We start from the raw sequence: 22,842 nt of genomic DNA on the forward strand, positions 1-22,842 counted from the left end.
CGTCGTGCGTCGGTACGCGGGAGACGCTACCCGGCCGGACCGCTCACCGACATGGCATCGATGACGAAAACCAGCGTCTCGCCTGGTTCGATATCGGGCGGGCTGCCCTGCTCCCCGTAGCCCAGCTCCGGCGGAACGACCAGCAGCCTCCGGCTGCCCTCGGTGATTCCGAGTAGTCCCTCGTTCCACCCGTCGATGACCTCCTCGGAGGCCCCGACATTGTCGACGGTGAACGTCTTGTCGTGGTCCCACGAGGTATCGATCACCTCGCCCTCCGAGAAGCTAACCAGGTGGTAGTGCACCTCGACCGAGCTGCCTTCCCGGGCTTCCTCCCCCGAGCCCTCCTCGAGGTCCTCCATCAGCAGCTCGTCGGGCGGTGTGCACTCGTCAGGAGCTGTGATCTCCGGCCGTTCACCGGGCTCGCCATCGACGGTGAAGTCGTCCGCCGTGCACTCCTGCCCGCCGTCCGCGTTCTCACCGCCGTCGGCTTCCTCGATCGGGGTCATATCGGCACCGGTCGGCTCCTCGGAAGGCTGTTCACCGGGCGGGTTGCACGCCCCGATGACAAGCGCGGCAGCGACCGCGGTCATGATCTTGCCTGGTTTCCGCATGGCAGCAAGCTTATCGGTTCACCCGCTCCGCCCTGCGCCGGACGGGGCCGTCCCGTCCAGCCTGCTCAGCCGTGTGATCTCCGGCGCACCGCACCGGTCAACGCACGCCCCGTCCCAGCACCGGTGGTGTGGTCACCGGCCGGATGCGCGATGCCGAGCCGTTGGGTCGATCGCGTCAGTGCGACGAACAGGTCGTTGTGCCCGCGCGCGGACTCCCGGATGATCTCCTCCGGCGCGACGACGATCACACCGTCGAACTCGAGCCCCTTGGCCTGCTCGACCCGCAGCACCGACACGCGCTCGTACTGGATCGACCGGGCGAGATCCTCCTCGCGATGTCGCGGGCACACCACGGCAAGCGTGCCCTCCCCCACCTCCCGCCGCTCCGTGACGACCAGATCATGTACCTCGCCCGCGACGTCCTCGCCTGCCACCTCGATCTCCCAGGGGGCAACCCCGGTCTCGCGCACGGCGTCCGGCAGCCGCACCTCCGGCGCGAACTCGGCCAGCACCGTGCTGGCGACATCCATGATCTCGGCGGGCGTGCGGTAGTTGACGGTCAGCTCCGCGAGCCGCCACCGGTCCGCCACGTAGGGCGACAGCATCTCGCCCCACGACGAGGCCCCACCGGGCGCGCTGGTCTGGGCCACATCGCCCACCACGGTCATGGATCGGTTGGGGCACCTGCGCATGATCAACCGCCAGTCCATCGCGGTGAGCTCCTGCGCCTCGTCCACGATGACGTGCCCGAACGTCCACGTGCGATCCGCCGCGGCACGCTGGGCGGCCGTCATCTCGCTGCGCTGGCGTTCCCGTTCCGCGAGGAGCTCGGCGTCGAGAATGTCCCCGACCTGCAAGCGCTCCTCGTCGGCGAGCTCGTCGTCCTGCTCCATGACGTGCAACACGCCCTGGGCATAGGCGAGTTCCTCGCGCTCGGCCTGCGCGCGCCGCTCACGTGACTCGGTGTCGTCCACACCGAGCAGCTCGGCGAGCTCGTCGAGCAGCGGTACGTCGCAGGCAGTCCACGCGATGGACTTGGTGCGCAGCACGGCGTCGATCTCGGTGTCGTCGAGATGGCCCGCGGCGGCGGCCGCGAGATCCCGCCGGTCGGTGAGCAGCTCACCGAGCAGCCGTTGCGGGGTGTACTCCGGCCACAGCTCATCCAGCGCGGCACGCACCGCGCCGTCCTGGGCCAGCTCCGCCTCGATCTCGGCGACGTCGGTACTGTCCAGCAGCTGCGCGGTGGGGTCCTCGTCCTCCGTGTATCCGGCCTCCGGAACGTCGTCCAGGACCTCGCTGGTCAGGCGCTCCGCTGCCTGTCTCGCGAGCGCGTCGAGCATGACGCCGTGGAACACCCTGCGGGCGAGGTTGTGCGGCTTGCCGCTGTCGCGTGCCTGCTGCCTGGCCTTGCCGCACGTGTCGGGATCGAGCACGAGGGTGTCCCGCTCGGCCCGCACCGTGACGGGCTCGTCCGGCACCAGCTGCCGGTTGGCCACCGCCGCGCGCAATACGTCCACCATGGACTCCCGGCCCTTGACCGCACTGGCGGCACGGCTGTCGACCCCCCGGACCCTGATGCCGGGAAACAACTCACCCATGGTGGCCAGCAACACGCCCGTCTCCCCGAGCGAGGGCAGTACCTGGCCGATGTAGTGCAAGAACGTCGAGTTCGGACCCAGCACGAGGATACCCCTGCTGGACAGCGCGGAGCGGTGCTCGTAGAGCAGGTACGCCGCACGGTGCAGCGCCACCGCCGTCTTCCCGGTCCCCGGACCGCCCTGCACGACCAGCGTTCCGGTCGCCTCCGCCCGGATGATCCGGTCCTGCTCGGCCTGGATCGTCGCCACGATGTCCTGCATGTGCTCGCCGCGCTGCTTGTTCAGCGCCGCGAGCAGCGCGGCCTCCCCCGCGAGGCCGAGATCGTGCCCGGTGTCCTCGGCGTCGAGGTCGAGGACCTCGTCGTCGATCTCCGTCACGGCGCGCAGCCGCAGCCGCAGGTGCCTCCGTAACCGGACGCCCTGCGGCGAGGCCGCGGTAGCCAGGTAGAACGGCCGGGCGACCGGGGCCCGCCAGTCGATCAGCAACGGCTCGTAGTCGTCGTCCTCATCGAACAGCCCGATACGCCCGATGTGCATGCTGGTTCCGTCGGTGCTGTCGAGCCTGCCGAAGCACAGGCCGGCCTCGACCCCTTCCAGCTGTGCGTGCCGCTCGCGCAGCATCGTCGCCGCGACGTCCCGCTCGGTGCGCTCCTGCGGGGTCCCGCCCGTATTGCCGAGCGTCCTGGACAGCTCCGCCGACGTGGCGGCGCGCTCCCGGTCGAGCTTGCCGTAGAGCATGGTCACGTACCGCTGCTCGTACTCCAGCGCGCTCTCGTCGCCGGTGTGCCGTCCCGCTGTGGCGTGCCCGTCGGGCGAGGACGTCGAGTTGCCCGCGCGCTCCCGCGTCATCGGCGATGAACCCCCACTCCTGCTCGTGCGGTCCCTGAGGGGACGAGGCCGACCATCCAACGTACAGAACTCGACGAAGCGGTGCCAGGAAACGGCGACGGCCGCGCTAGCCCCGCGCCGCGGCCGGATGCCCCACCCGGCAAGCGTGCGCTACAGCGGCAGCCCGAGGACCGGTAGCCCGATCGCCGAGTCCACGGCCAGAGCGCAGAACACGATCATCAGGTAGGTGTTGGACCGGTGGAACAGCGCCATCGGTTTGGTCTTCTCCCCGTCCCGTACCGAGGCGTACAGCCTGTGCGCGTAGAACAGGAACCACGCGCCTGCCAGCATGGCGAACAGCGTGTAGATCCAGCTCGTGGCGGGCACCAGCAGGAGGGTCCAGGCCACCATGACCCACGAGTAGATGACGATCTGCCGGGCAACGTGTTGCGGCGTGGCTACCACCGGCAGCATCGGTACCCCGGCGCGCTCGTAGTCCTCCCGGTAGCGCATCGCCAGCGCCCAGGTGTGCGGCGGTGTCCAGAAGAAGATCACCCCGAACATCACGAAGGCGGGCCATTCCACCGTGCCTGTCACCGCCGCCCAGCCGATGACCACGGGCATGCATCCGGCCGCCCCGCCCCAGACGACGTTCTGCGCGGTACGCCGCTTGAGGACCAGCGTGTACACCAGGATGTAGAACGCGATCGTCGCCACGGCCAGGATCGAGGCGAGCAGGTTCACGGTGACGTAGAGCACCGTGAACGACGCGACGCCCAGTGCCAGCCCGAAGATCAGCGCGCGGCCACGGGGAACGGAGTCGCGCACGAGAGGACGCTTCTTGGTCCGGTTCATCACGCGGTCGATGTCCGCGTCGAGCACGCAGTTCAACGCGTTCGCGCTGCCGGCGGCCATCGTGCCGCCCAGCAACGTGGCCAGCACGAGCACGGGCGAGGGAATATCGCGGCCCGCGAGGAACATGGCCGGGATCGTGGTAACCAGCAGCAGCTCGATCACTCGCGGCTTGGCCAGCGCGGCGTAGGCACCCGCGCGGCGCGACGCGGCGCGCAAGGCCCCGGTCACCGGGCCGACACGCCCGGTGCTGCCCGGCCCGCCGGCACACGCCCCGGAAACGTTGGCGTCCGCCTCGCTGGATTCACCAGCGTTGACCAACGTCATGTCGCTCCCTTCGGGCCCCGCGCCATAGTGTGCCGGCCTCCCTCGGCACACGAGGAACCTCGCCCGCCACCTTGTCCACGAAACGGGCAGATCACCGCGACCACGTCGCCCCGCCCACGCGGCTCCACCGCCGACGCGAGCCCGCAGTCGAGTGAACAGCCCTCTCAGCTCACGAAAACTCATGGTAGTCACGTCGCCGGGTAGCGGCTGCGGCGGGTACGTGCGCGAGACGCGCGGCACTCGCGCTGCCTGCTACGCGCCGGTAACCATTACGCTGGACCGGTGTCGTGCGGCGCTGACCGTTGCCCCGTGCTCGCAACGCTCCACTGCCTTCGTGCCGCACCATCGGTCACCCCCGGCGACCACCGGTTACCGGGCACGACCGTGGGCGGTGACCGGTGGTCGGACGGCGGCGGGCACACCCCTTCCCCGCTGAAGGAACGGTCGACGGTCAGGTAGCGAACGGCAGGCGAACAGACACAACACAGGTACACCGTGAAACGAAGAAGGAATTCAGTGTCGGACATCACGTCAGTCAGCGAGGAGAACCCACGTCTGCGCCGGACGACACCGCCGGACTGGACCGAGCTCGATACCCGGGCGGTCGACACCATGCGAGTACTCGCCGCGGATGCGGTACAGCACTGTGGCAGTGGACACCCCGGCACCGCGATGAGCCTCGCCCCCGTCGCCTACACGCTGTTCCAGCGGGTGATGCGGCACGACCCGACCAGTCCCGACTGGTGGGGTCGCGACCGGTTCGTTCTCTCCGCGGGTCACAGCAGCCTCACCCTGTACATCCAGCTGTTCTACTCCGGCTACGGGCTCGAGCTCGACGACCTCGAGCAACTGCGCCGCTGGGAGTCGCGCACACCGGGCCATCCCGAGTACGGGCACACCACCGGCGTGGAGACCACCACCGGCCCGCTCGGCCAGGGACTGGCCAACGCGGTGGGTATGGCCATGGCCGCCAGGCGGGAACGGGGCCTGTTCGACCCGGACAGCCCCCGTGGTGCGAGCGTATTCGACCACCACATCTACGTGATCGCCTCGGACGGTGACATCGAGGAGGGCGTCACGGCGGAAGCGTCCTCGCTGGCCGGCAGGCAGGAGCTGGGCAACCTCATCGTGATCTACGACGACAACCAGATCTCGATCGAGGACGACACCGCGATCGCGCTCGACGAGGACACCGCGGCGCGCTACGCGGCCTACGGCTGGCACGTGGAGGTCGTCGACAGCGGTGAGGACGTCGTCGGCATCCAGCGCGCGCTGGACGCGGCCAAGGCGGAGGTCCACCGCCCCTCGCTGATCGTGCTGCGTACCGTCATCGGCTACCCGGCACCGACGGCGATGAACACCGGCAAGGCGCATGGCGCGGCACTCGGCGCCGACGAGGTCGCCGAGGTCAAGAAGGCACTCGGCTTCGACCCGGAGCGCCGGTTCCCGATCGACGACGACGTGCTGGCGCACGTCCGTGGCGTCGTCGAACGGGGACGGCAGGCGCACGCACAGTGGCAGCAGCGGTACGACACGTGGGCGGCCGCGAACCCGGAACGCAAGGCGCTGGCCGAGCGGCTGGCCGCACGCGAGCTGCCGGCGGGATGGACGCAGCGGCTTCCCTCCTGGGAACCCGGCGCGAGCCCGATCGCGACCCGTAAGGCCTCCGGCGAGGTGCTCAATGCCATCGGCGACGTGCTTCCCGAGCTGTGGGGCGGATCCGCGGACCTCGCGGAGAGCAACAACACGGTGATCAAGAATTCCGACTCGTTCGGGCCGGAGAGCGCGAGCACCAAGATGTTCACCGCCCAGCCCTACGGCCGTAACCTGCACTTCGGCGTGCGCGAGCACGCCATGGGGGCCATCCTCAACGGCATCGCCCTGCACGGCCACACGCGGCCCTACGGCGCGACCTTCCTGATCTTCAGCGATTACATGCGCCCCGCCGTGCGGCTGGCCGCGCTGATGCGCAGGCCGGTCATCTACGTCTGGACCCACGACTCGATCGGTCTCGGCGAGGACGGCCCCACGCATCAGCCCGTCGAGCACCTGGCCGCGCTCCGTGCGATCCCCGGGCTGAACGTGGTACGTCCCGCCGACGCCAACGAGACCGCGGCCGCGTGGCAGTGCGCGCTGGAGACCACCGACGCCCCGACGGGCATGGCGCTGACCCGCCAGAACGTGCCGGTACTCGAGGGCACCGACGCGGACGGGGTCCGGCGCGGCGGTTACGTGCTGGCCGACACCGAGGGCGACCCGGACGTCGTGCTGATCGCCACGGGCTCGGAGGTACAGCTCGCCGTGGCCGCCCGCGAGGCCCTCGCGCACGACGGTGTCGGCGCGCGGGTCGTGTCGATGCCGTGCGTCGAGTGGTTCGATGCCCAGGACGCCGCTTACCGGGAGTCGGTCCTGCCCAAGCGGGTGCGGGCCCGGGTGGCCGTGGAAGCCGGCATCGCCCAGTCGTGGCACCGCCTCGTCGGCGACACCGGTGAGGTCGTCTCGCTGGAACACTTCGGTGCCTCCGCCGACTACCAGACCCTGTACCGCGAGTTCGGCATCACCGCCGAAGCCGTCGCGGATGCCGCCCGCCGCACGATCGGCAACACTGGCCGGTGAGGGCGCACCGTACCTCACGACGAAGGGAGTTCGGTACGAATGACCTCGACTGATCCACTGACCCGGCTCACCGAGCACGGAGTGTCGGTCTGGCTCGACGACCTGTCGCGGGAGCGGCTCGAGTCCGGCAACCTGGCCGAGCTGATCCGCGACTTCCGGGTCACCGGGGTGACAACCAACCCGACGATCTTCGCCGGTGCGCTCGCCTCCGGTGCCGCATACCGCGATCGGGTCCGCTCGCTGGCCGAACGCGGCGCCGACGTCGACTCCGCTGTCCGGGAGATCACCACGGCCGACGTCGCCGACGCCTGCGACCTGTTCCGGGACGTGTTCGACGCCTCGGGAGGCGTCGACGGCCGGGTGTCCATCGAGGTCGACCCGCGCCTCGCCCGCGACACCGAGGGCACCGTGGCCGAGGCCGCTGAGCTGTGGAAGACGGTCGACCGGCCGAACCTGCTCGTCAAGATCCCTGCGACCGAGGAAGGGCTGCCTGCGATCACCCGCACGCTCGCGAGCGGGATCAGCGTCAACGTCACCCTGATCTTCTCGATCCAGCGGTACAGGCAGGTCATCGACGCGTTCATGACCGGGCTCGAGCAGGCGGGAGCGAACGGGCACGACATCGCCTCGATCGCCTCGGTCGCCTCGTTCTTCGTCTCCCGCGTCGACTCCGAGATCGACAAGCGGCTCCAGCGGCTCGGTGGCGATGCCGCTACGGCGCTGCTCGGCAAGGCGGCGATCGCCAACGCGCGGCTGGCCTACGCCGCGTATGCCGAGGAGTTCTCCGGCACGCGGTGGGCCGCGCTCGCGGGCGCCGGCGCACGTCCGCAGCGACCGCTCTGGGCCTCGACCGGGGTCAAGGACCCGTCGTACTCCGATACGCGCTACGTCGACGAGCTCGTCGCGGCAGGCACGGTGAACACCATGCCGGAGGGCACCCTGCACGCCGTCGCCGACCACGCCGAGATCCGCGGCGACACGGTGACGGGGACGGCCGCGCGGGCCCAGGCTGTCTTCGACGACCTCGTCGCGGCAGGCATCGACGTCGACGACGTGTTCGCCACCCTCGAGCAGGAAGGCGTCGTCAAGTTCGAGAAGTCCTGGACCGAGCTGCTCGACACCGTGCGCGACCAGCTCGACCGCGCGTACGACAGCGAGCGCGCGAATGGGTGAGGCCGTCGCCGTCAACATCGTCAGCGCGGATCTCGACGCCGCCGCACAACCGCTGATCGGCGAGGTCGTCGCGGACGGAGTCGCCTCCCGGATCGGCGCAGGAGATGCCACGCTGTGGGGAACCGGGGCCGAGGCGGAAGCCGCGATCCGGCTCGGATGGACCACCCTGCACCAGACCTCCCGGGCGTTGATCGGTGAGATCTCCGCCCTGCGGGACGAGCTGCACGCCGACGGCATCGATCGCATCGTGCTGGCGGGCATGGGAGGTTCGTCGCTGGCACCGGAAGTGATCACCAACACCGAGGGCGTCGCGCTGACCGTGCTGGACACCACCGATCCCGGTCAGGTCGCCGACGCCCTCGCCGGGGATCTGAGCCGGACGGCGCTGGTGGTCTCGTCCAAGTCCGGCGGCACGGTCGAGACCGACAGCCAGCGCCGGGTGTTCGCCGAGGCCATGGCAGCCGACGGGATCGACCCTGCCGCGCGCATGATCGTGGTCACCGACCCCGGTACCCCGCTGGCCGAGCTCGCCGAACAGCAGGGATACCGCAGGGTGTTCCTGGCCGACCCGCACGTGGGTGGGCGCTACTCGGCGCTGACGGCCTTCGGCCTGGTCCCCGCCGGCCTGGCCGGAGCGGATGTGGCCAGGCTGCTCGATCAGGCCGCAGGCGCGGCGGACGCGCTGTCCGCGGACTCCGCGGACAACCCCGCGCACCGGCTGGGCTGCGCGCTGGCGGCGGCGCACACCGCCGGTGCCGAGAAGGTGGTGCTGACCAACACCGACCTGGGTGCTCCCGGTTCGCTCACCGGGTTCTGTGACTGGGTCGAACAGCTGCTCGCCGAGTCCACCGGCAAGCGCGGGACGGGCCTGCTGCCGGTCGTGGTGGAGAGCCCGGACGCGCCGGGCTTCCGGACACCCGGCGCGGACGCGACGCCGGTCGCGATCGGGCCCGCCCGTGACGGTGCCGCGCTCTCGACAGAAGGACCTCTCGGCGCGCAGTTCCTGCTCTGGGAGTACGCCACGGCGATCGCAGGACGGCTACTCGGCATCAACCCCTTCGACCAGCCGGATGTCGAGGCCGCCAAGCATGCCACCCGTGCACTGCTCGACGGCGGCACCGGCGGTGCTGCCGGCCGGGCGCGCTCGGCGGGAAGCCCCGGCGTCGTCGACGGGGCCGTCGAGGTGTACACCGGAACGGGATCGGCGGCCGGGACCCTCGACGAGGCGCTGCGCGAGCTCCTCGCGGCCGTGCCCGTACGCGGCTACCTCGCCGTGCAGGCCTACCTCGACAGGCTCGACGACGCGTCCGCGTCACTGCTGCGTCCGGAGCTGGCCAAGCGCGCCGGTGTGCACGTCACCTTCGGATGGGGACCCCGGTTCCTGCACTCCACCGGCCAGTACCACAAGGGTGGCCATCCCAACGGCGCCTTCCTGCAGATCACCGGGGACGTCGACCACGACCTCGCCGTCCCGGAGATGCCGTACTCGCTGGCACAGCTGCAGCTGGCTCAGGCCGAGGGCGACGGTCAGGTGCTTGCCGAGCGCGGATTCGACGTGCTGCGCGTGCACCTGACCGATCGTGCCGCCGGGCTCGCCCAGCTGGTCGCCGCCATCGAGCGCCTGTAGGCCGATGAGCTCGTCCCAGGCGCCGCACACCGGAGCGCGGGTGCAACCCGCCTACGCCAACCCGTTGCGTGACCGGAGGGACAAACGCCTGCCCCGCACGGCCGGGCCGTCCAGCCTGGTCATCTTCGGGGTGACCGGCGACCTCGCGCGCAAGAAGCTGCTGCCCGCGGTCTACGATCTCGCCAACCGCGGCTTGCTCCCACCGGGTTTCTCCCTGGTGGGCTTCGCGCGACGGGACTGGTCCGATCAGCAGTTTCGCGACATGATGGCTGAGGCGGTGACCGCGCACGCGCGTACCCCGTTCAACGACGCCGTGTGGCATCGCCTGGTCGACGGGTTGCGCTTCGTCTCAGGCAGCTTCGACGACCACGAGGCTTTCCGGCGGCTCGCCGGTACGGTCCATGAGCTGGACTCCGAACGCGGCACCGGCAACAACCACGCGTTCTACCTCTCGGTCCCGCCGTCCGCCTTCCACTCCGTCATCCACGGGCTGTCCGCGGTCGGTCTCGCCGAGCCCGGCGCGGACTCCTGGCGCAGGGTGGTGATCGAGAAGCCGTTCGGTCACGACCTCACCAGCGCGCGCGAGCTCAACACCGCGGTCAATGCCGTGTTCGGCGAGGAGTCGGTGTTCCGCATCGACCACTACCTCGGCAAGGAAACGGTGCAGAACATCCTGGCGCTGCGCTTCGCCAACCAGATGTTCGAGCCGGTCTGGAACGCCAACCACGTCGACCACGTGCAGATCACCATGGCCGAGGACATCGGCCTCGACGGCCGCGCGGGCTACTACGACGGGATCGGCGCCGCACGCGACGTCATCCAGAACCACCTCCTGCAGCTGCTCGCGCTGACGGCGATGGAGGAGCCGCTCACGTTCGCTCCGCACCATCTCCGCGCGGAGAAAGCCAAGGTGCTCGGCGCGACGCAGGCGATCGAACCGTTCGGCCACACGACCGCCAGGGGCCAGTACACGGGTGGCTGGCAGGGCGGTCGCCGGGTCGTGGGCCTGCTCGACGAGGAAGGGTTCGCCCCCGACTCGCGCACCGAGACCTATGCCGCGTTGACGCTGGCGGTGCGGAACCGGCGCTGGGCAGGGGTGCCGTTCTACGTCCGTACCGGCAAGCGTCTCGGGCGGCGGGTCACCGAGATCGCCGTGGTGTTCAAGCGCGCTCCGTACCAGCCCTTCGAACCGACGTCGACCTCCGACCTCGGTCAGAACGCGCTGGTGATCAGGGTGCAGCCGGACGAGGGTGTGACGATGCGGTTCGGCTCCAAGGTGCCGGGCAGCGCCATGGAGGTACGCGACGTGACGATGGACTTCGGGTACGGGCACGCGTTCACCGAGTCCTCCCCGGAGGCCTACGAACGGCTCATTCTCGACGTCCTGCTCGGTGAGCCCTCCCTGTTTCCCAGCAACGCCGAGGTCGAGCTGTCGTGGCAGGTACTCGACCCCGTGCTGGAGCACTGGGCCCACCACGGCTCGCCGGAGCCCTATTCCCCGGGCAGCTGGGGGCCGTCCGCCGCGGAGACGATGCTCACCCGCCACGGCAGGCACTGGAGGCGACCGTGATCGTCGACCTTCCCGAGACCACCACATCGCAGGTCAACGAGCGCCTCGTCGAGCTGCGCGAGCACGGCGGCCAGGTGGCCCTCGGCAGGGTACTCACCCTGGTCGTCCCCCTCGACGGCCACGACGGTGTGGAGCAGGCGATCAGCGCCGCGAACGAGGCAAGCCGGGAACATCCCTGCCGGATCCTGGTGACGGTCAGCGGCTCACCGGAGGCCGCCACCAGGATCGACGGGCAGATCCGCATCGGCGGCGATGCCGGGGCGAGCGAGGTGGTCGTGTTCTGGCTGTCCGGTGAGCTCGTGCGGCACGCCGAGAGTGCCGTCGTACCGTTGCTGCTTCCGGACGCGCCCATCGTCACGTGGTGGCCGTCGTTCGGGCCGCAGGCCCCGATCCGGCACCCGCTCGGGGCGCTCGCGCAGCGACGGATCACTGATTCGGAGGCCGAGCACGACCCTCTCACCGCGCTGCGCGCACGGGCACGCTCGTACTGCCCCGGCGACACGGACCTGGCGTGGGCGCGGTTGACATACTGGCGTGCCCAGCTGGTCGCGGCACTCGACCTGCCGCCGTACGAGGACGTGACCGCGGCCAGGATCACCGGCGAGCCACGGTCGCCCTCGGTGCATCTGCTCGCGGGCTGGCTCGCCGAGTACCTGGGCGTGCGCGTGCGCGTATCCGACAATCCCGCGAGCGGCGCGACAGTGGGCGGCATCACCGCCGTGGCGCTCGACCGCCCGTCGGGGCCCGTCGAGCTGTACCGTCCCGACGGTCGCGTCGGCACGCTCACCCAACCCGACCAGCCGCCCAGGACGATCGCGTTGCCACGCCGCACGACGGCGCAGACGCTTACCGAGGAGCTGCGGCGGCTGGAGACCGACGAGGTCTACGGGGTGGCGCTGCATGGCACGGCCAACCGCACCGACGACGGAACGGGGACGGACTCATGACGACCACACCGCAGGTGCTCGTGCACGACAACGCGGAGGCGCTCGCCGCGGCGGGCGCCGCGCGGCTGGTTACCACCGTGCTCGACACGCAGGCCGCGCGCGGTTCGGCGTCGATCGCTCTTACCGGAGGCGGCATCGGAATCGCCGTGCTCGCCGAGCTCGCGCGGTCCGCGGCGGCACAGGCCGTCGACTGGGATCGCCTCGACATCTTCTGGGGTGACGATCGCTTCGTTCCCGCGGGCGACGCGGAACGCAACGAGAAGCAGGCCAGGGAAGCGCTGCTGGACCATGTCCCCGCCGACCCGCGGCGGATCCACGCGATGCCGCCCTCGGACGGCGAGTTCGCAGGCGACCCCGATGCCGCGGCCGAGTGGTACGAACGCCGGATCCGCGGGCACGGCCGTACCGGCGGTGCCGAGACGGCGCGTGGCGGGACAGGGTGGTTCGACGTGGTCCTGCTCGGCGTGGGCGGTGAGGGCCATGTGGCCTCGATATTCCCGGAATCACCTGCCGTACGCGAGACAGAACGGCTGGTCGTGGCCGTGCGCGACTGCCCGAAGCCTCCCCCGACCAGGATCTCGCTGTCCCTGCCTGCCATCCGCAGCGCCACCGAGGTGTGGGTGATCGCCTCCGGTGCCGGCAAGGCCGACGTGCTCGCGGACGCCTATGCCGGAGCGCCGGAAAGCCGGATGCCGGTCGCAGGCGCGTGCGGCCGCGCGCACACCCGCTGGCTGCTCGATCGCGACGCCGCCGCCGGTCTCCCGCGCTCTGAATGACGCGTTCAGCTCGCGTCGTGGACTGACAGCGTCATTCAGCACACACGTGGGGTGTTTGCACGCGCACATTTCCGTAGTCGGTGGCGGTTCGCGCGTCCCGGACTCGCTGTGACGGACTCCCCCTCTCGTAGAGGGACTGACAGCGACAGCTGAGGAACCGGAGGCCTGCCACAGTGCAGACGTACGGACTGGCGGGGTCGGCGTTGCAACACAACGTCCGGCTGAGCGAGCGCACCGGCCACTCGTGCACGCCTACCCGATCGGCGAGCCTGCCGTCCTGGCGGCTCATGCGCGCGTGCGCGGCCCACGCAGCGGTCGTGATGGTGGCCGCACTCGAGGTTCCGCTCCGCCTTCCCCCCGACGCGCCCGTACCCGCCGTGGTGTGCTCGGCCCTGGCCTGCGCCGTACTGCTCGCGCGCAACGCCTACCCGCGAGTGACGCTGCTGGCCACCATGCCGGGTATGGTCCTCGGCTGGTCGTTGCTTGCCACCATGATCGCGCTCGGCCACGTCGCCTACCGTACGAGCTCGCCGCACCGGTCGTACGCCGCGCTGGCGCTGGTCGTGCTCGCTGCCGTCCCGGCCTGGCTGGTGACCCCGGGCTTCGACGGGGGCTGGCGCGAGCGCGTGCTCGGCACGGGGACCTCGATCATCCTTGCGGCCGGTGCCTACGCCATCGGCGTGCTCGCGGCGCAGCGTCGTGCCTGGCGCGAACGCGCCGCCGAGGCCGCCGAGCTACAGGAGCAGGACCGGCAAGCGCACCAGCGCAGCGCACGGCACGAGGAGCGTGCCCGGCTGGCTCGCGAGATGCACGACGTGGTCGCGCACGACATCACGCTCATCACCATGCAGGCCAACGTGCTCGAGTCGGCACCGACGCTGGAATCAGCTCGGGAGTCGGGCTCGGTCATTCACCAGCTCAGCTCCCGCACGCTCCACGAGCTCCGCTCGGTGATCAGCATGCTGCGGGACAACCCCGCCGAGGAGCCCCGGCGGCACGGGCTCGACGAGCTCGCGGAGCTGGCGGAGACGATCGGGGTACCGGTGCGGATGCAGCCCACCATGCCGCCGGAACGGATCCCCGAGGACGTGAGCACGGCGATTTACCGCACCGTGCAGGAGTCGTTGATCAACGTGCGTAAGCACGCGCCCGGGGCTACGGCGACCGTACGGTTGGGCTCGGATCACGAAGCCGTCTGGGTCGAGATCCGCAACTCGCCGAGAACCGGCCCGGCGCATACGGCGCCGTCCGGCGGCTACGGGCTCGCCGGGCTCGCGGAACGAGCCATGCAGCTCGATGGCACGTTCCACGCACGATCGACAGACGACGGGGGTTTCGAGGTGTCGGCGCGGTACCCGCTACGGCGATGACGGGCCGGGCCCGCACCGTGTGCCTGCCTGGCGCCTACCGTCCGCGGCGTTCCTGGATCCGTTCGAGCGCCTCGGCCAGGATGGCCTGGCCCTCCTCCTCGCTGCGCCGCTCCTGAACGTAGGCGAAGTGCGACTTGTACGGCTCGGTACGCCGGGCCTCCGGCGGGTTGTCCCGGTCACGGCCGGCGGGTACGCCACACCGCTGGCACTCCCATTCCCGCGGAGCATCGGCGTCGGTCGCGAACGCCGGAGTCGACTCGTGCCCGTTGGCACACCAGTAGGAGACCACGCGGCGCGGCGCGGACTCACCACGCTCCGCCTCCCCCGCCGGACCGGACCCGACCTTGGAGCCTCGAATTGCCTGCCCGTCTGCCATGCTTCACTACACCTTCATGAGCAGGCCGATACCGGCGATCGAGATCACCCACACGGCACCGATGGCCAACGTGATCCTGTCCAGATTTTTCTCGGCCATACTCGAACCGGCGAGGCTGGACTGCGTTCCGCCGCCGAACAGCGACGACAACCCCCCGCCGCGGCCCTTGTGCAAGAGTACCGCTGTGATCAGCGCGAGACTGCTGAGCACCAGAAGTACCCGCAGGAAGAATTCCATGTCGTCCTCACGATGTGACGTCGAGCCAGCCGGGCCGACCCCAGTGGACCGTATCGGCTACCAGGCTACCCGGTGACGAGCAGGTTACGGCAGCGGGCCACCAGCGGCGAGCGCGCAGAGCTTGGTGAACTCCTCGGCGTCGAGGCTGGCTCCCCCGACCAGCGCCCCGTCGATGTTCGACTGCTGGACGAGTTCACCGATGTTCTTCGACTTCACCGAGCCGCCGTAGAGCACCCGGACCTGCCGGGCCACCTCGTCACCGTAGTCACCGGACAGCCGTTCCCGAAGCGCGGCGCAGACCTCCTCGGCGTCGGCCGGTGTGGCGACCCGCCCCGTACCGATCGCCCATACGGGCTCGTAAGCGATGACGCAGTTGCCTGCCTGCGCGGCGCTCACACCCTTGAGCGCGGCGCCGAGCTGCTCGGTGGTGTGCTCGAGATGCGCGTTCTGTTCCCGCACCTCCAGGCTCTCCCCCACGCACAGGATCGGCGTCATCCCGTTGGCCAGCGTGGCACGTACCTTGGCGTTGACCAGCTCGTCCGTCTCACCGTGATGCTCACGCCGCTCCGAATGCCCGACGACGACGAACGAGCACCCGAGCTTGGCCAGCATGGCGCCGGACACCTCGCCGGTGTAAGCGCCCGACTCGTGCGCCGAGACATCCTGAGCGCCGTGCGTGACGGACAGCTTGTCCCCCTCGATCAGGGTCTGCACGCTGCGGATGTCGGTGAACGGGGGCAGCACCGCGACGTCCACGCTGTTGAAGTACTTCTCCGGCAGCGTGAACGCGATCTTCTGCACCAGCGCGATCGCCTCGAGATGGTTCAGGTGCATCTTCCAGTTGCCCGCGATCAACGGCTTGTCGGTCACGCGGCACCCCCTTCTTCGAGAATCGTGACCCCGGGCAGTTCCTTGCCCTCGAGAAACTCGAGCGACGCTCCGCCGCCCGTGGATATGTGCCCGAACCGCTCGTCGGGCAGTCCGAGCGTACGCACCGCCGCGGCCGAGTCTCCGCCGCCGACGACGCTGAACCCGTCGACATCGGCGATCGCCTCGGCCACACCCCTGGTTCCCCCGGCGAACGCGGCCATCTCGAACACGCCCATGGGCCCGTTCCAGAACACCGTCCGTGCCGGTGCCAGCGCGCCTGCGAAGGTTCGCACGCTGTCCGGGCCGATATCCAGGCCCATCCACCCGTGCGGGATGGCGTCCGCCGCGACGACCCGGGTGTTGGCGTCCGCCGCGAACGCGTCGGCTACCACGACGTCGCTCGGCAGGATCAGCGCGTCACCGGCCTCGGACAGCAGCCGCTTGCAGGCATCGAGCATCTCCCACTCCACGAGGGAGTCACCGATCTCGTGGCCTTGCGCGGCGAGGAACGTGAAGCACATCCCTCCCCCGACGAGCAGGCGGTCCACTGTGGGTAGCAGCGCGTCGATCACGCCGAGCTTGTCCGAGACCTTCGACCCGCCGAGTACGACCGCGTACGGTCTCGCGGGATCACCGGTGAGGGTGCGAAGCACGTCGACCTCGGACAGCACGAGGTCGCCTGCGTAGGCGGGAAGCAGCCGCGCGACGTCATAGACCGAAGCCTGCTTGCGGTGCACCACCCCGAAGCCGTCGGAGACGAACGCGCCGTTCGTGCCGAGCAGGCCGGCGAGCTCCCCGGCCAGCTCCGCGCGCTCGGCGTCGTCCTTGCTCGTCTCCCGCGCGTCGAACCGGACGTTCTCCAGCACGACGACCGCGCCGTCGGTCATCTCGCCGACGGCTGCCCGCGCGCCCGCACCGGTCACGTCGGCGGCGAGCCGGACGGGACGGTCGAGCAGCTGCTCGAGTCGCGCGGCCACAGGTGCAAGCGAGTATCGCGGGTCCGGAGCTCCCTTCGGGCGTCCGAGGTGCGCGGCCACCACGACCCGCGCGCCCGCATCGACCAGCCTGCCAAGGGTGGGCAGCATCGCCCGGATCCTGCCGTCGTCGGTCACCACGGCGGTATCGGAGGTCTCGTCCAGCGGCACGTTCAGGTCCGCGCGCAACAGCACGCTCCGCCCGGCGACTCCGTCCGAGATCAGGTCATCGACCGTCTTGAGCTCGCCCATGACGTCAGGACAGCTTCGAACCGACGAGCGTGACCAGGTCGGCGAGGCGGTTGGAGTAACCCCATTCGTTGTCGTACCAGCCGACGATCTTGACCTGGTTGCCGATCACGTTGGTCAGCGGTGCGTCGTAAACGGTCGAAGCCGGGTCGGTCACGATGTCGGTCGAGACGATCGGTTCCTCGCTGTAGCGCAGGATCCCCTTCAGCGGGCCGTCCGCCGCGGCCTTGAACGCCGCGTTGACCTCCTCGACCGAAGCCTCGGTGCGCAACGTCGCGGTGAGGTCCGTCGTGGAGCCCGTCGGGACAGGGACGCGCAGCGCGTACCCGTCGAGCTTGCCGTTGAGCTCCGGAAGCACCAGGCCGATCGCCTTGGCCGCTCCCGTGCTCGTCGGAACGATGTTCAGTCCGGCGGCCCTGGCCCTTCGCAGGTCCTTGTGCGGGCCGTCCTGCAGGTTCTGGTCCGCGGTGTAGGCGTGGATGGTGGTCATGAGCCCGTGCTCGATGCCGAAGTTCTCGTGCAGCACCTTGGCCATCGGCCCGAGGCAGTTGGTGGTGCACGAGGCGTTGGAGATGATCGACTGCGAACCGTCGTACTGGTCGTCGTTGACACCCAGCACGACAGTCAGGTCCTCACCCTTCGCGGGCGCCGAGATGACGACCTTGCGTGCCCCGGCATCGAGGTGCTTGCGCGCGGCGTCGGCCTGGGTGAACAGGCCGGTCGACTCCACGACGACGTCCACCCCGAGGTCGCCCCACGGCAGGTTGGCCGGGTCGCGCTCGGCGAAGGTCTTGATCGTCTTGCCGCCGACGGAGATTCCCTCGTCGTTGACGGTGACCTCCTCGGACAGCCTGCCGAGGACGCTGTCGTAGGCGAGCAGGTGAGCCATCGTGGCGACGTCACCGAGGTCGTTGAACGCGACGATCTCGATGTCCTGGCCGCTCGCTTGCACGGCCCTGAAGAAGTTGCGGCCGATCCGGCCGAAGCCGTTCACACCTACACGAACCGTCACTGCACTGGTCTCCTTGTCTGCTCAGGTTGCTTACGGGCCGGGCGTACCCAGCTGCACGCGGCGGCTAAAGCTCGCAGCCAGCCTAGCGTGCTGGCCAGCGTCGATCCGAGCGCCCCCGCGCGCCTCGCCGTACCGGTCACGCAGCCTATACCGAAGAGGTTGATCGATCAAGAAGCACGCTGCCCGACCGGCCGTCCCGACGTGTCAGTCCTCACGCCTCACCCCGGTCGTAGACGCGCGTGGCCGACACACGCCCCACCCCGTCCGGCTCGCCGAGCGACTCGACCGCCTCGCGCATCGTGGCGTCCACGGCCAGGTACTTCCGGCCCGCACGCAGGTCGGCGTCATTGCGCATGCGGATGATCAGGGGGAACTCGCTCAGGGCCCCGGCGTCGAACAGTCCCGTCGTGTAGATCAGCTGCACCCCGAGCGCGCGTGCCACCGCACGCTGCAGCTCGAGAAGGTACCCCGCCGACGCCCGGCCGATCGGGTTGTCCAGGAACAACACGCCCGAATGCGACTCCTGCGTGCGGCCCTTGTCGTTCGCGCGCAGCGCCGCCATGGTGCAGTACAACACGATCGCGGCGGTCAGCTGCTGGCCTCCGGAGAACACGTCCTTGATCTCCGAGACCCGCTGCCGCTCGGTACGCAGCACCGAATCGGGCTTGAGCACGTCGATACGGAACCCCTTCGGCACGGCGGCTCGCACGCCCCGCAGCAGTAAGGACATCCCGTCGCGCCGGACGTCCTTGCCGTCCGGCGACTTCCCGGCAGCGACCTCGTCGACGACCTGACCGAGCTGCTCGACCAGCATCGACTCGTCGGGGTCGGTGAAACGGATGCGCAGGAACTCGCTACCGGACCAGTCGCCGAGGCCATCGGGCAGGCGTGACAGCCGCTGCGCCGAGCGCAGTACCCGCAGCGCGCCCTCGACCATGCCCTGCAGCCGCGTGACGATCCCCGAGCGGTGCCTGTCGATCTGTTCGAGATCACCGGTGAGGCTGCGCAGCCGGGGACGCAGCGCCGAGATCCACTCCCTGGCATGCTCGCCGAGCTTGTCCCTGCGCACCGAGACGATCTGCCGCCGGACGGGGCTGGACAGCTTCTCGAAGCGTTCCTCTGCCGCGTACTCCACGAGGGCGTCGGCCTGGCCACGCACCCGCCTGTCCGCCTCCGCGACCGCCTCGTCCGCCGCCGCGAGCGCGGAGTTCAGCACCGACCAGCGCGAGCGTGCCGACTCGATGTCCCCGTCGTAGGCCTCGACCTCGTCGGTGCGCTCGCCTGCGCCCGCGCCGACGATCGGGGCCATCGAGTCGCCGAGCATCGCGAACCCGGCCGCGGCCGACTCGGCATCGTCGAGCACGTCCTCGGCCTCGGTCAGCTTCTGCTGCAGGTCCTCCAGCTCGCGCGCGGCAGCCGCGACCTCGTCCCGCGCGTTACTGATCAGCTCGAGCCCGTAGGCAACCGAACCGGGTCGCTGGAAGTCGTCGAGAACCGACGGGGCAGCGGGCAACGCCTCCAGCTCGGCCCGCTGGGTGGCCACAGCGGCCACCGCATCCGACCGCTGTGCCTGCGCCGAGTCCAGCTCCCGCTCGGCCCGCTGCTGCGCGGCCGCCCGGGATGCCGCGTCGGCACCGTCCGGAGTCTCCAGCAGGTGTTCGGCGAGCGCGCGCACGTCCGGGTCGAGGGCCTCGAGCTCGGCGCGCGCCGCTGCCTCGGCCTGCTCGGAGTGGTCGAGCTCGGCGCGCAGGTCGTTGCCCACCTCCACCTTGGCGTAGGCGTCGTCGGCCGCGGCCAGGCTCCGGCGCAGCACGTCGATCGGCTCCTCGGGCACCGGCTCATCCGTGGAGACGGACCCGCCCCCCGGCACCTCGGCCAGTTCGGCGCGCGCGCTGGCCACGGTGCGGTGATGCCCGTCCGCGGTGCGCTGCTCCTCGGCCGCCTGCTCGCGCCACCGCCCGGCGACAGCCTCGGCGTCGGAGGCTTCGGACTGCAGCCGCTCGGCTTGCTCACGTGCCGCCCGGGCCTCGTCGCGCCACTGCCCCACCCGTGCCACGGATCCGGACAGCTCGCCGAGCTCGCGGACGCGCTCGGTCGCCGACCGCACCGAGGCACGCAGCTCGGGGATCAGCTCGCGCAGCTCGGCGCGGCGACGGGCCACGTACTCGACGGTCTCGGACGCGCGGGCCTCGGCGACGCCTGCCTGCTCGTACTCCGACCAGGCCTCCTCTGCCCGTTCGGCGAGGGTGGCCACCGACCCGGCCGGGTACTCCTCGCGCCAGGCACGCAGCTTCCACTCGAGAGCGGCGTCCGATGAGGACTGCTCGGCCAGCCGGGCCAGCTCCTGCTTGCGCTCGGCCTGTCGCCTGGTGATCGCGGTACGTTCCCTGTCGGCGGCATCCTCGTCGTAGAGCGCCGGGTTCGGTGGGATGACGAACTCCACACCCGGAGCCACGGCGCTGCCCGCACCGTCAGGGGCGGCGGTGTCGCCGGAGCCACCGGAGTCCCCGGGGCCCGAGACCGCCTGGGTACACCCCACAGCGAGGGCGGCGCGCGGCAACAGCGTGGTCTCGGACAACACCTCCCGCGCGCGTTCGACCCGGGACGGATCGTTGATCAGCACCCCGCCCACCAGCTGCGGGAACCTGTTCAGCACGTCCCCGGCACGTGCCGAGCTCAATGTGGACAGGTAACGCAGGCCGGACCACGCGGTGATCCCGGCGTCCTCCAGCACGTCCAGCACCTGCTGCACGTCCTCGGGCGGGGGAAGCAGGCCTGCCGACCCGAGCGCCTGCAGCGCGCGCTCATCGGCGGACTCGGCCATCCGCAGTTCCGTGGCCTCCCGGTCCGCCCTGTTCCGCGCCTCGGACAACCGGTTCAGCAGCACGGGCAGGTCCACGTCCAGGTGCACGCTCTCCCCGCCGAGCAACTCGGCGAGGCGCGGGTCCGCGGCGAGTGCCTCGGTGCGTTCGTTCGCCCGGTCCAGCTCGGCCTGCGCGGACTCGGCACGCGCACGCGCACTGCTGCGTCGCTGCTGCTCGGTATGCAGTGCCCCGGTCGCCTCGGCGTGTTCCGTCTCGATCTCGGCGAGCTCACGCTCGTGCTGGGCGAGGTCACGCTCGGCACGCTCGGCCGCCTCGCGCGCGCTGCGCTCGGCCGCGGCGACGCCGTCGGTGTCGGTGCCCTCCGGCAGGGTTCCCGCCTCGACAGCTTCCCGCACGCGCTGCTCGACCTCGGCGATCCGGGAGTCGAGCGACTCGGCACGCGCGCTGTGCTCGGCCGCCTTGGCCATCGCCTCGTCCCGCTGGTGCTGCGCGTCCGCCGCCGACCGCCGCGCCGACTCGGCCGCCCGTTCCGCGTGCTCGGCGTCCGCCCTGGCATCCTCTGCCAGCGCGAGCAGTCCCCTGGCCAGCGCCGTCGCCGCCGCGTTCTTGGCAGCGAGCGCGGGCTGCGCGCGCTCTTCCCTGTTGCCGACAAGCTCGCGGGTGGCTTTCGCCTTGTGCGCGGCGTTGAGATGTGCCAGTACCGTCGAGGTGGCCCGCCATGCCCGTGCCGTGGTGTCGGCCTCGGCGACCTGCTCGGCGAGGCGGTCGGCATCGGCCTGCCCCGCGTCGAGCCGCAGCAGGGCGACGACCCGGCGGAGCTCGGTGACCACGGCGCCTTTCCTCCTGTGGTCTCCTTCGGCCAGGCGCTCCGCGGTACGCAGCTCCTCGACGTGGTCGCGCAGCCCTTGCAACCGTTCGGACTCCGCGTGCCGCCGCGCGGCGACCGCTGCCGCGAACTCCCGCGCCTGCTCCCGCGCACGCTCGCTTTCCTGGCGAGCGCCTGCCGCTGCGTCGGAGGACTCGACGAGCGGCTCGAGCAGCTCGAGCGCACCCGCGACGAAGTCGCGCTCGACGAGCAGCTCGCCGCGCTGCGCGAGGTTGTCCGCGTAACTGCTGAGCACGTCGGCCAGGTCCGCCGGACCTTGCTCGTCGATCACCGCGCGCAGCAGGAACTCGACGAAGGCGTCGTCGGTCTGGAAGGCGAAGGCGTCGACCGCCTCGCCCTCGCCCGCGTTCATCGCGCGCTGGTAGCGGAACAGCTCGGTGTCCAAGCCCAGCTGCGCGAGCCGGTCGGTCCAGTCCCTGTGCTTGCGCGTCCAGAACAGGTCCACTTCCGGCTCGGCCTTGTGCTGCGCGTCCAGGCTTTCCTTGAACGCCGACACGGTCAGCAGCTGCCCGTTCGACGTCAGCGGCAGCGAGTCGAGGTTGAGCGTCACGCTCGGCCGGAAGCAGTACCACGAGTCGACCAGGTTGGCCGGGTCCGAGGAGACCACGTGGCCACGCCACTCGGACACCTTTCCCGTGATCAGGCGCTGTCCGGTCCGGGTGTGCTGCCACTCCAGCACGACGTGTGCCACGTCCTTGGACTCGACGAACTTCTCCAGCACGCGCGTGTTCGTCGTGCCGACGACCTGCCGTCTACCGGGAAGCATCACCGAGAAGATGAGCTTGATCAACACGGACTTGCCGCCGCCGTTCTCCAGGAACAGCACGCTCGCGGGGGAAGGCCTGCGGACCGGCGCGGCCGCCTCGGCGTCCGCGCCGGAGGACAGTTGCACCCCCGCGCTGAACAACGCGTCCTGCGCGGGCGCCGACACGACCTCGCCGACACCGCTGAGGTCCAGCACGACATCCTGGTACCGCGCCCCAGCCGGACCGACCGAGTGCAGCCGCACCCGGGACAGTTCGTACATCGGCACCTCCGTTGCTCCATGTTCGCCCGCAGGCCCGCCCTCGCCGCGACGGCGTCAGGTCCCCTCGCTCAGCCCGGCTCGGAGTGGTCCT

Annotated in this window: 16 protein-coding genes; 7 read left to right on the forward strand and 9 right to left on the reverse strand. The window is 70.5% G+C overall.

Annotation, left to right across the window (positions count from 1 at the left end):
- Positions 1–26: 26 nt before the first annotated feature.
- The 3 genes from H0B56_RS10350 to H0B56_RS10360 all read right to left on the reverse strand — a co-directional run bounded on the left by H0B56_RS10350 (position 27) and on the right by H0B56_RS10360 (position 4,216).
- On the reverse strand, positions 27–611 hold the full coding sequence (locus H0B56_RS10350; RefSeq protein ID WP_180892757.1) for an FKBP-type peptidyl-prolyl cis-trans isomerase: 585 nt from the start codon (positions 609–611) through the stop codon (positions 27–29).
- A gap of 65 nt (positions 612–676) precedes the next feature.
- On the reverse strand, positions 677–2,947 hold the full coding sequence (locus H0B56_RS10355; protein WP_246361074.1) for a UvrD-helicase domain-containing protein: 2,271 nt from the start codon (positions 2,945–2,947) through the stop codon (positions 677–679).
- A 261-nt stretch (positions 2,948–3,208) separates the two neighbouring features.
- Positions 3,209–4,216: a heme o synthase gene (locus H0B56_RS10360; RefSeq protein ID WP_180892759.1), complete on the reverse strand. Its 1,008-nt coding sequence runs from the start codon at positions 4,214–4,216 to the stop codon at positions 3,209–3,211.
- Positions 4,217–4,732: 516 nt separating this feature from the next.
- Between H0B56_RS10360 and tkt the strand changes: the two genes are divergently transcribed.
- The 7 genes from tkt (at position 4,733) to H0B56_RS23235 (ending at position 14,295) form a co-directional block, all read left to right on the forward strand.
- Positions 4,733–6,832: a transketolase gene (gene tkt, locus H0B56_RS10365; protein WP_180892760.1), complete on the forward strand. Its 2,100-nt coding sequence runs from the start codon at positions 4,733–4,735 to the stop codon at positions 6,830–6,832.
- Between the two features lie 39 nt (positions 6,833–6,871).
- Entirely contained in the window at positions 6,872–8,005 is a 1,134-nt protein-coding gene (gene tal, locus H0B56_RS10370; protein WP_180892761.1) for a transaldolase, read from the forward strand.
- Complete coding sequence (locus tag H0B56_RS10375; RefSeq protein WP_180892762.1) at positions 7,998–9,632, forward strand: glucose-6-phosphate isomerase; 1,635 nt, start codon at positions 7,998–8,000, stop codon at positions 9,630–9,632. Before tal ends, H0B56_RS10375 begins: the two co-directional genes overlap by 8 nt.
- A gap of 4 nt (positions 9,633–9,636) precedes the next feature.
- The gene (zwf, locus tag H0B56_RS10380; RefSeq protein WP_219632557.1) at positions 9,637–11,202 is read left to right on the forward strand and encodes a glucose-6-phosphate dehydrogenase; all 1,566 of its coding nucleotides are present in this window, start codon (positions 9,637–9,639) and stop codon (positions 11,200–11,202) included.
- Entirely contained in the window at positions 11,199–12,149 is a 951-nt protein-coding gene (locus tag H0B56_RS10385) for a glucose-6-phosphate dehydrogenase assembly protein OpcA (protein WP_180892763.1), read from the forward strand. Before zwf ends, H0B56_RS10385 begins: the two co-directional genes overlap by 4 nt.
- On the forward strand, positions 12,146–12,925 hold the full coding sequence (gene pgl, locus H0B56_RS10390; protein WP_180892764.1) for a 6-phosphogluconolactonase: 780 nt from the start codon (positions 12,146–12,148) through the stop codon (positions 12,923–12,925). Before H0B56_RS10385 ends, pgl begins: the two co-directional genes overlap by 4 nt.
- A 173-nt stretch (positions 12,926–13,098) precedes the next feature.
- Complete coding sequence (locus H0B56_RS23235) at positions 13,099–14,295, forward strand: histidine kinase (RefSeq protein ID WP_180892765.1); 1,197 nt, start codon at positions 13,099–13,101, stop codon at positions 14,293–14,295.
- 34 nt (positions 14,296–14,329) lie between these two features.
- Here the strand turns inward: H0B56_RS23235 and H0B56_RS10400 are convergent, their stop codons facing one another.
- From H0B56_RS10400 to H0B56_RS10425, 6 genes are all read right to left on the reverse strand, one after another.
- On the reverse strand, positions 14,330–14,671 hold the full coding sequence (locus tag H0B56_RS10400) for an RNA polymerase-binding protein RbpA (protein WP_089301097.1): 342 nt from the start codon (positions 14,669–14,671) through the stop codon (positions 14,330–14,332).
- 6 nt (positions 14,672–14,677) lie between these two features.
- Positions 14,678–14,908 (reverse strand): preprotein translocase subunit SecG, encoded by a 231-nt coding sequence (gene secG, locus H0B56_RS10405; RefSeq protein WP_089301098.1) that lies wholly within the window; start codon positions 14,906–14,908, stop codon positions 14,678–14,680.
- 84 nt (positions 14,909–14,992) lie between these two features.
- Positions 14,993–15,778, reverse strand: a complete 786-nt coding sequence (gene tpiA, locus H0B56_RS10410; RefSeq protein WP_180892766.1) for a triose-phosphate isomerase — start codon at positions 15,776–15,778, stop codon at positions 14,993–14,995.
- Entirely contained in the window at positions 15,775–17,004 is a 1,230-nt protein-coding gene (locus tag H0B56_RS10415; protein WP_180892767.1) for a phosphoglycerate kinase, read from the reverse strand. The genes tpiA and H0B56_RS10415 overlap by 4 nt, the downstream gene beginning before the upstream one ends.
- A gap of 4 nt (positions 17,005–17,008) precedes the next feature.
- Positions 17,009–18,013: a type I glyceraldehyde-3-phosphate dehydrogenase gene (gap, locus tag H0B56_RS10420; protein WP_180892768.1), complete on the reverse strand. Its 1,005-nt coding sequence runs from the start codon at positions 18,011–18,013 to the stop codon at positions 17,009–17,011.
- A 211-nt stretch (positions 18,014–18,224) separates the two neighbouring features.
- Positions 18,225–22,751 (reverse strand): coiled-coil domain-containing protein, encoded by a 4,527-nt coding sequence (locus tag H0B56_RS10425; RefSeq protein WP_180892769.1) that lies wholly within the window; start codon positions 22,749–22,751, stop codon positions 18,225–18,227.
- Positions 22,752–22,842 lie beyond the last annotated feature (91 nt).

Origin of the sequence: Haloechinothrix aidingensis (assembly GCF_013450155.1) — a bacterium.
Taxonomy (GTDB): Bacteria; Actinomycetota; Actinomycetes; order Mycobacteriales; family Pseudonocardiaceae; genus Haloechinothrix; species Haloechinothrix aidingensis.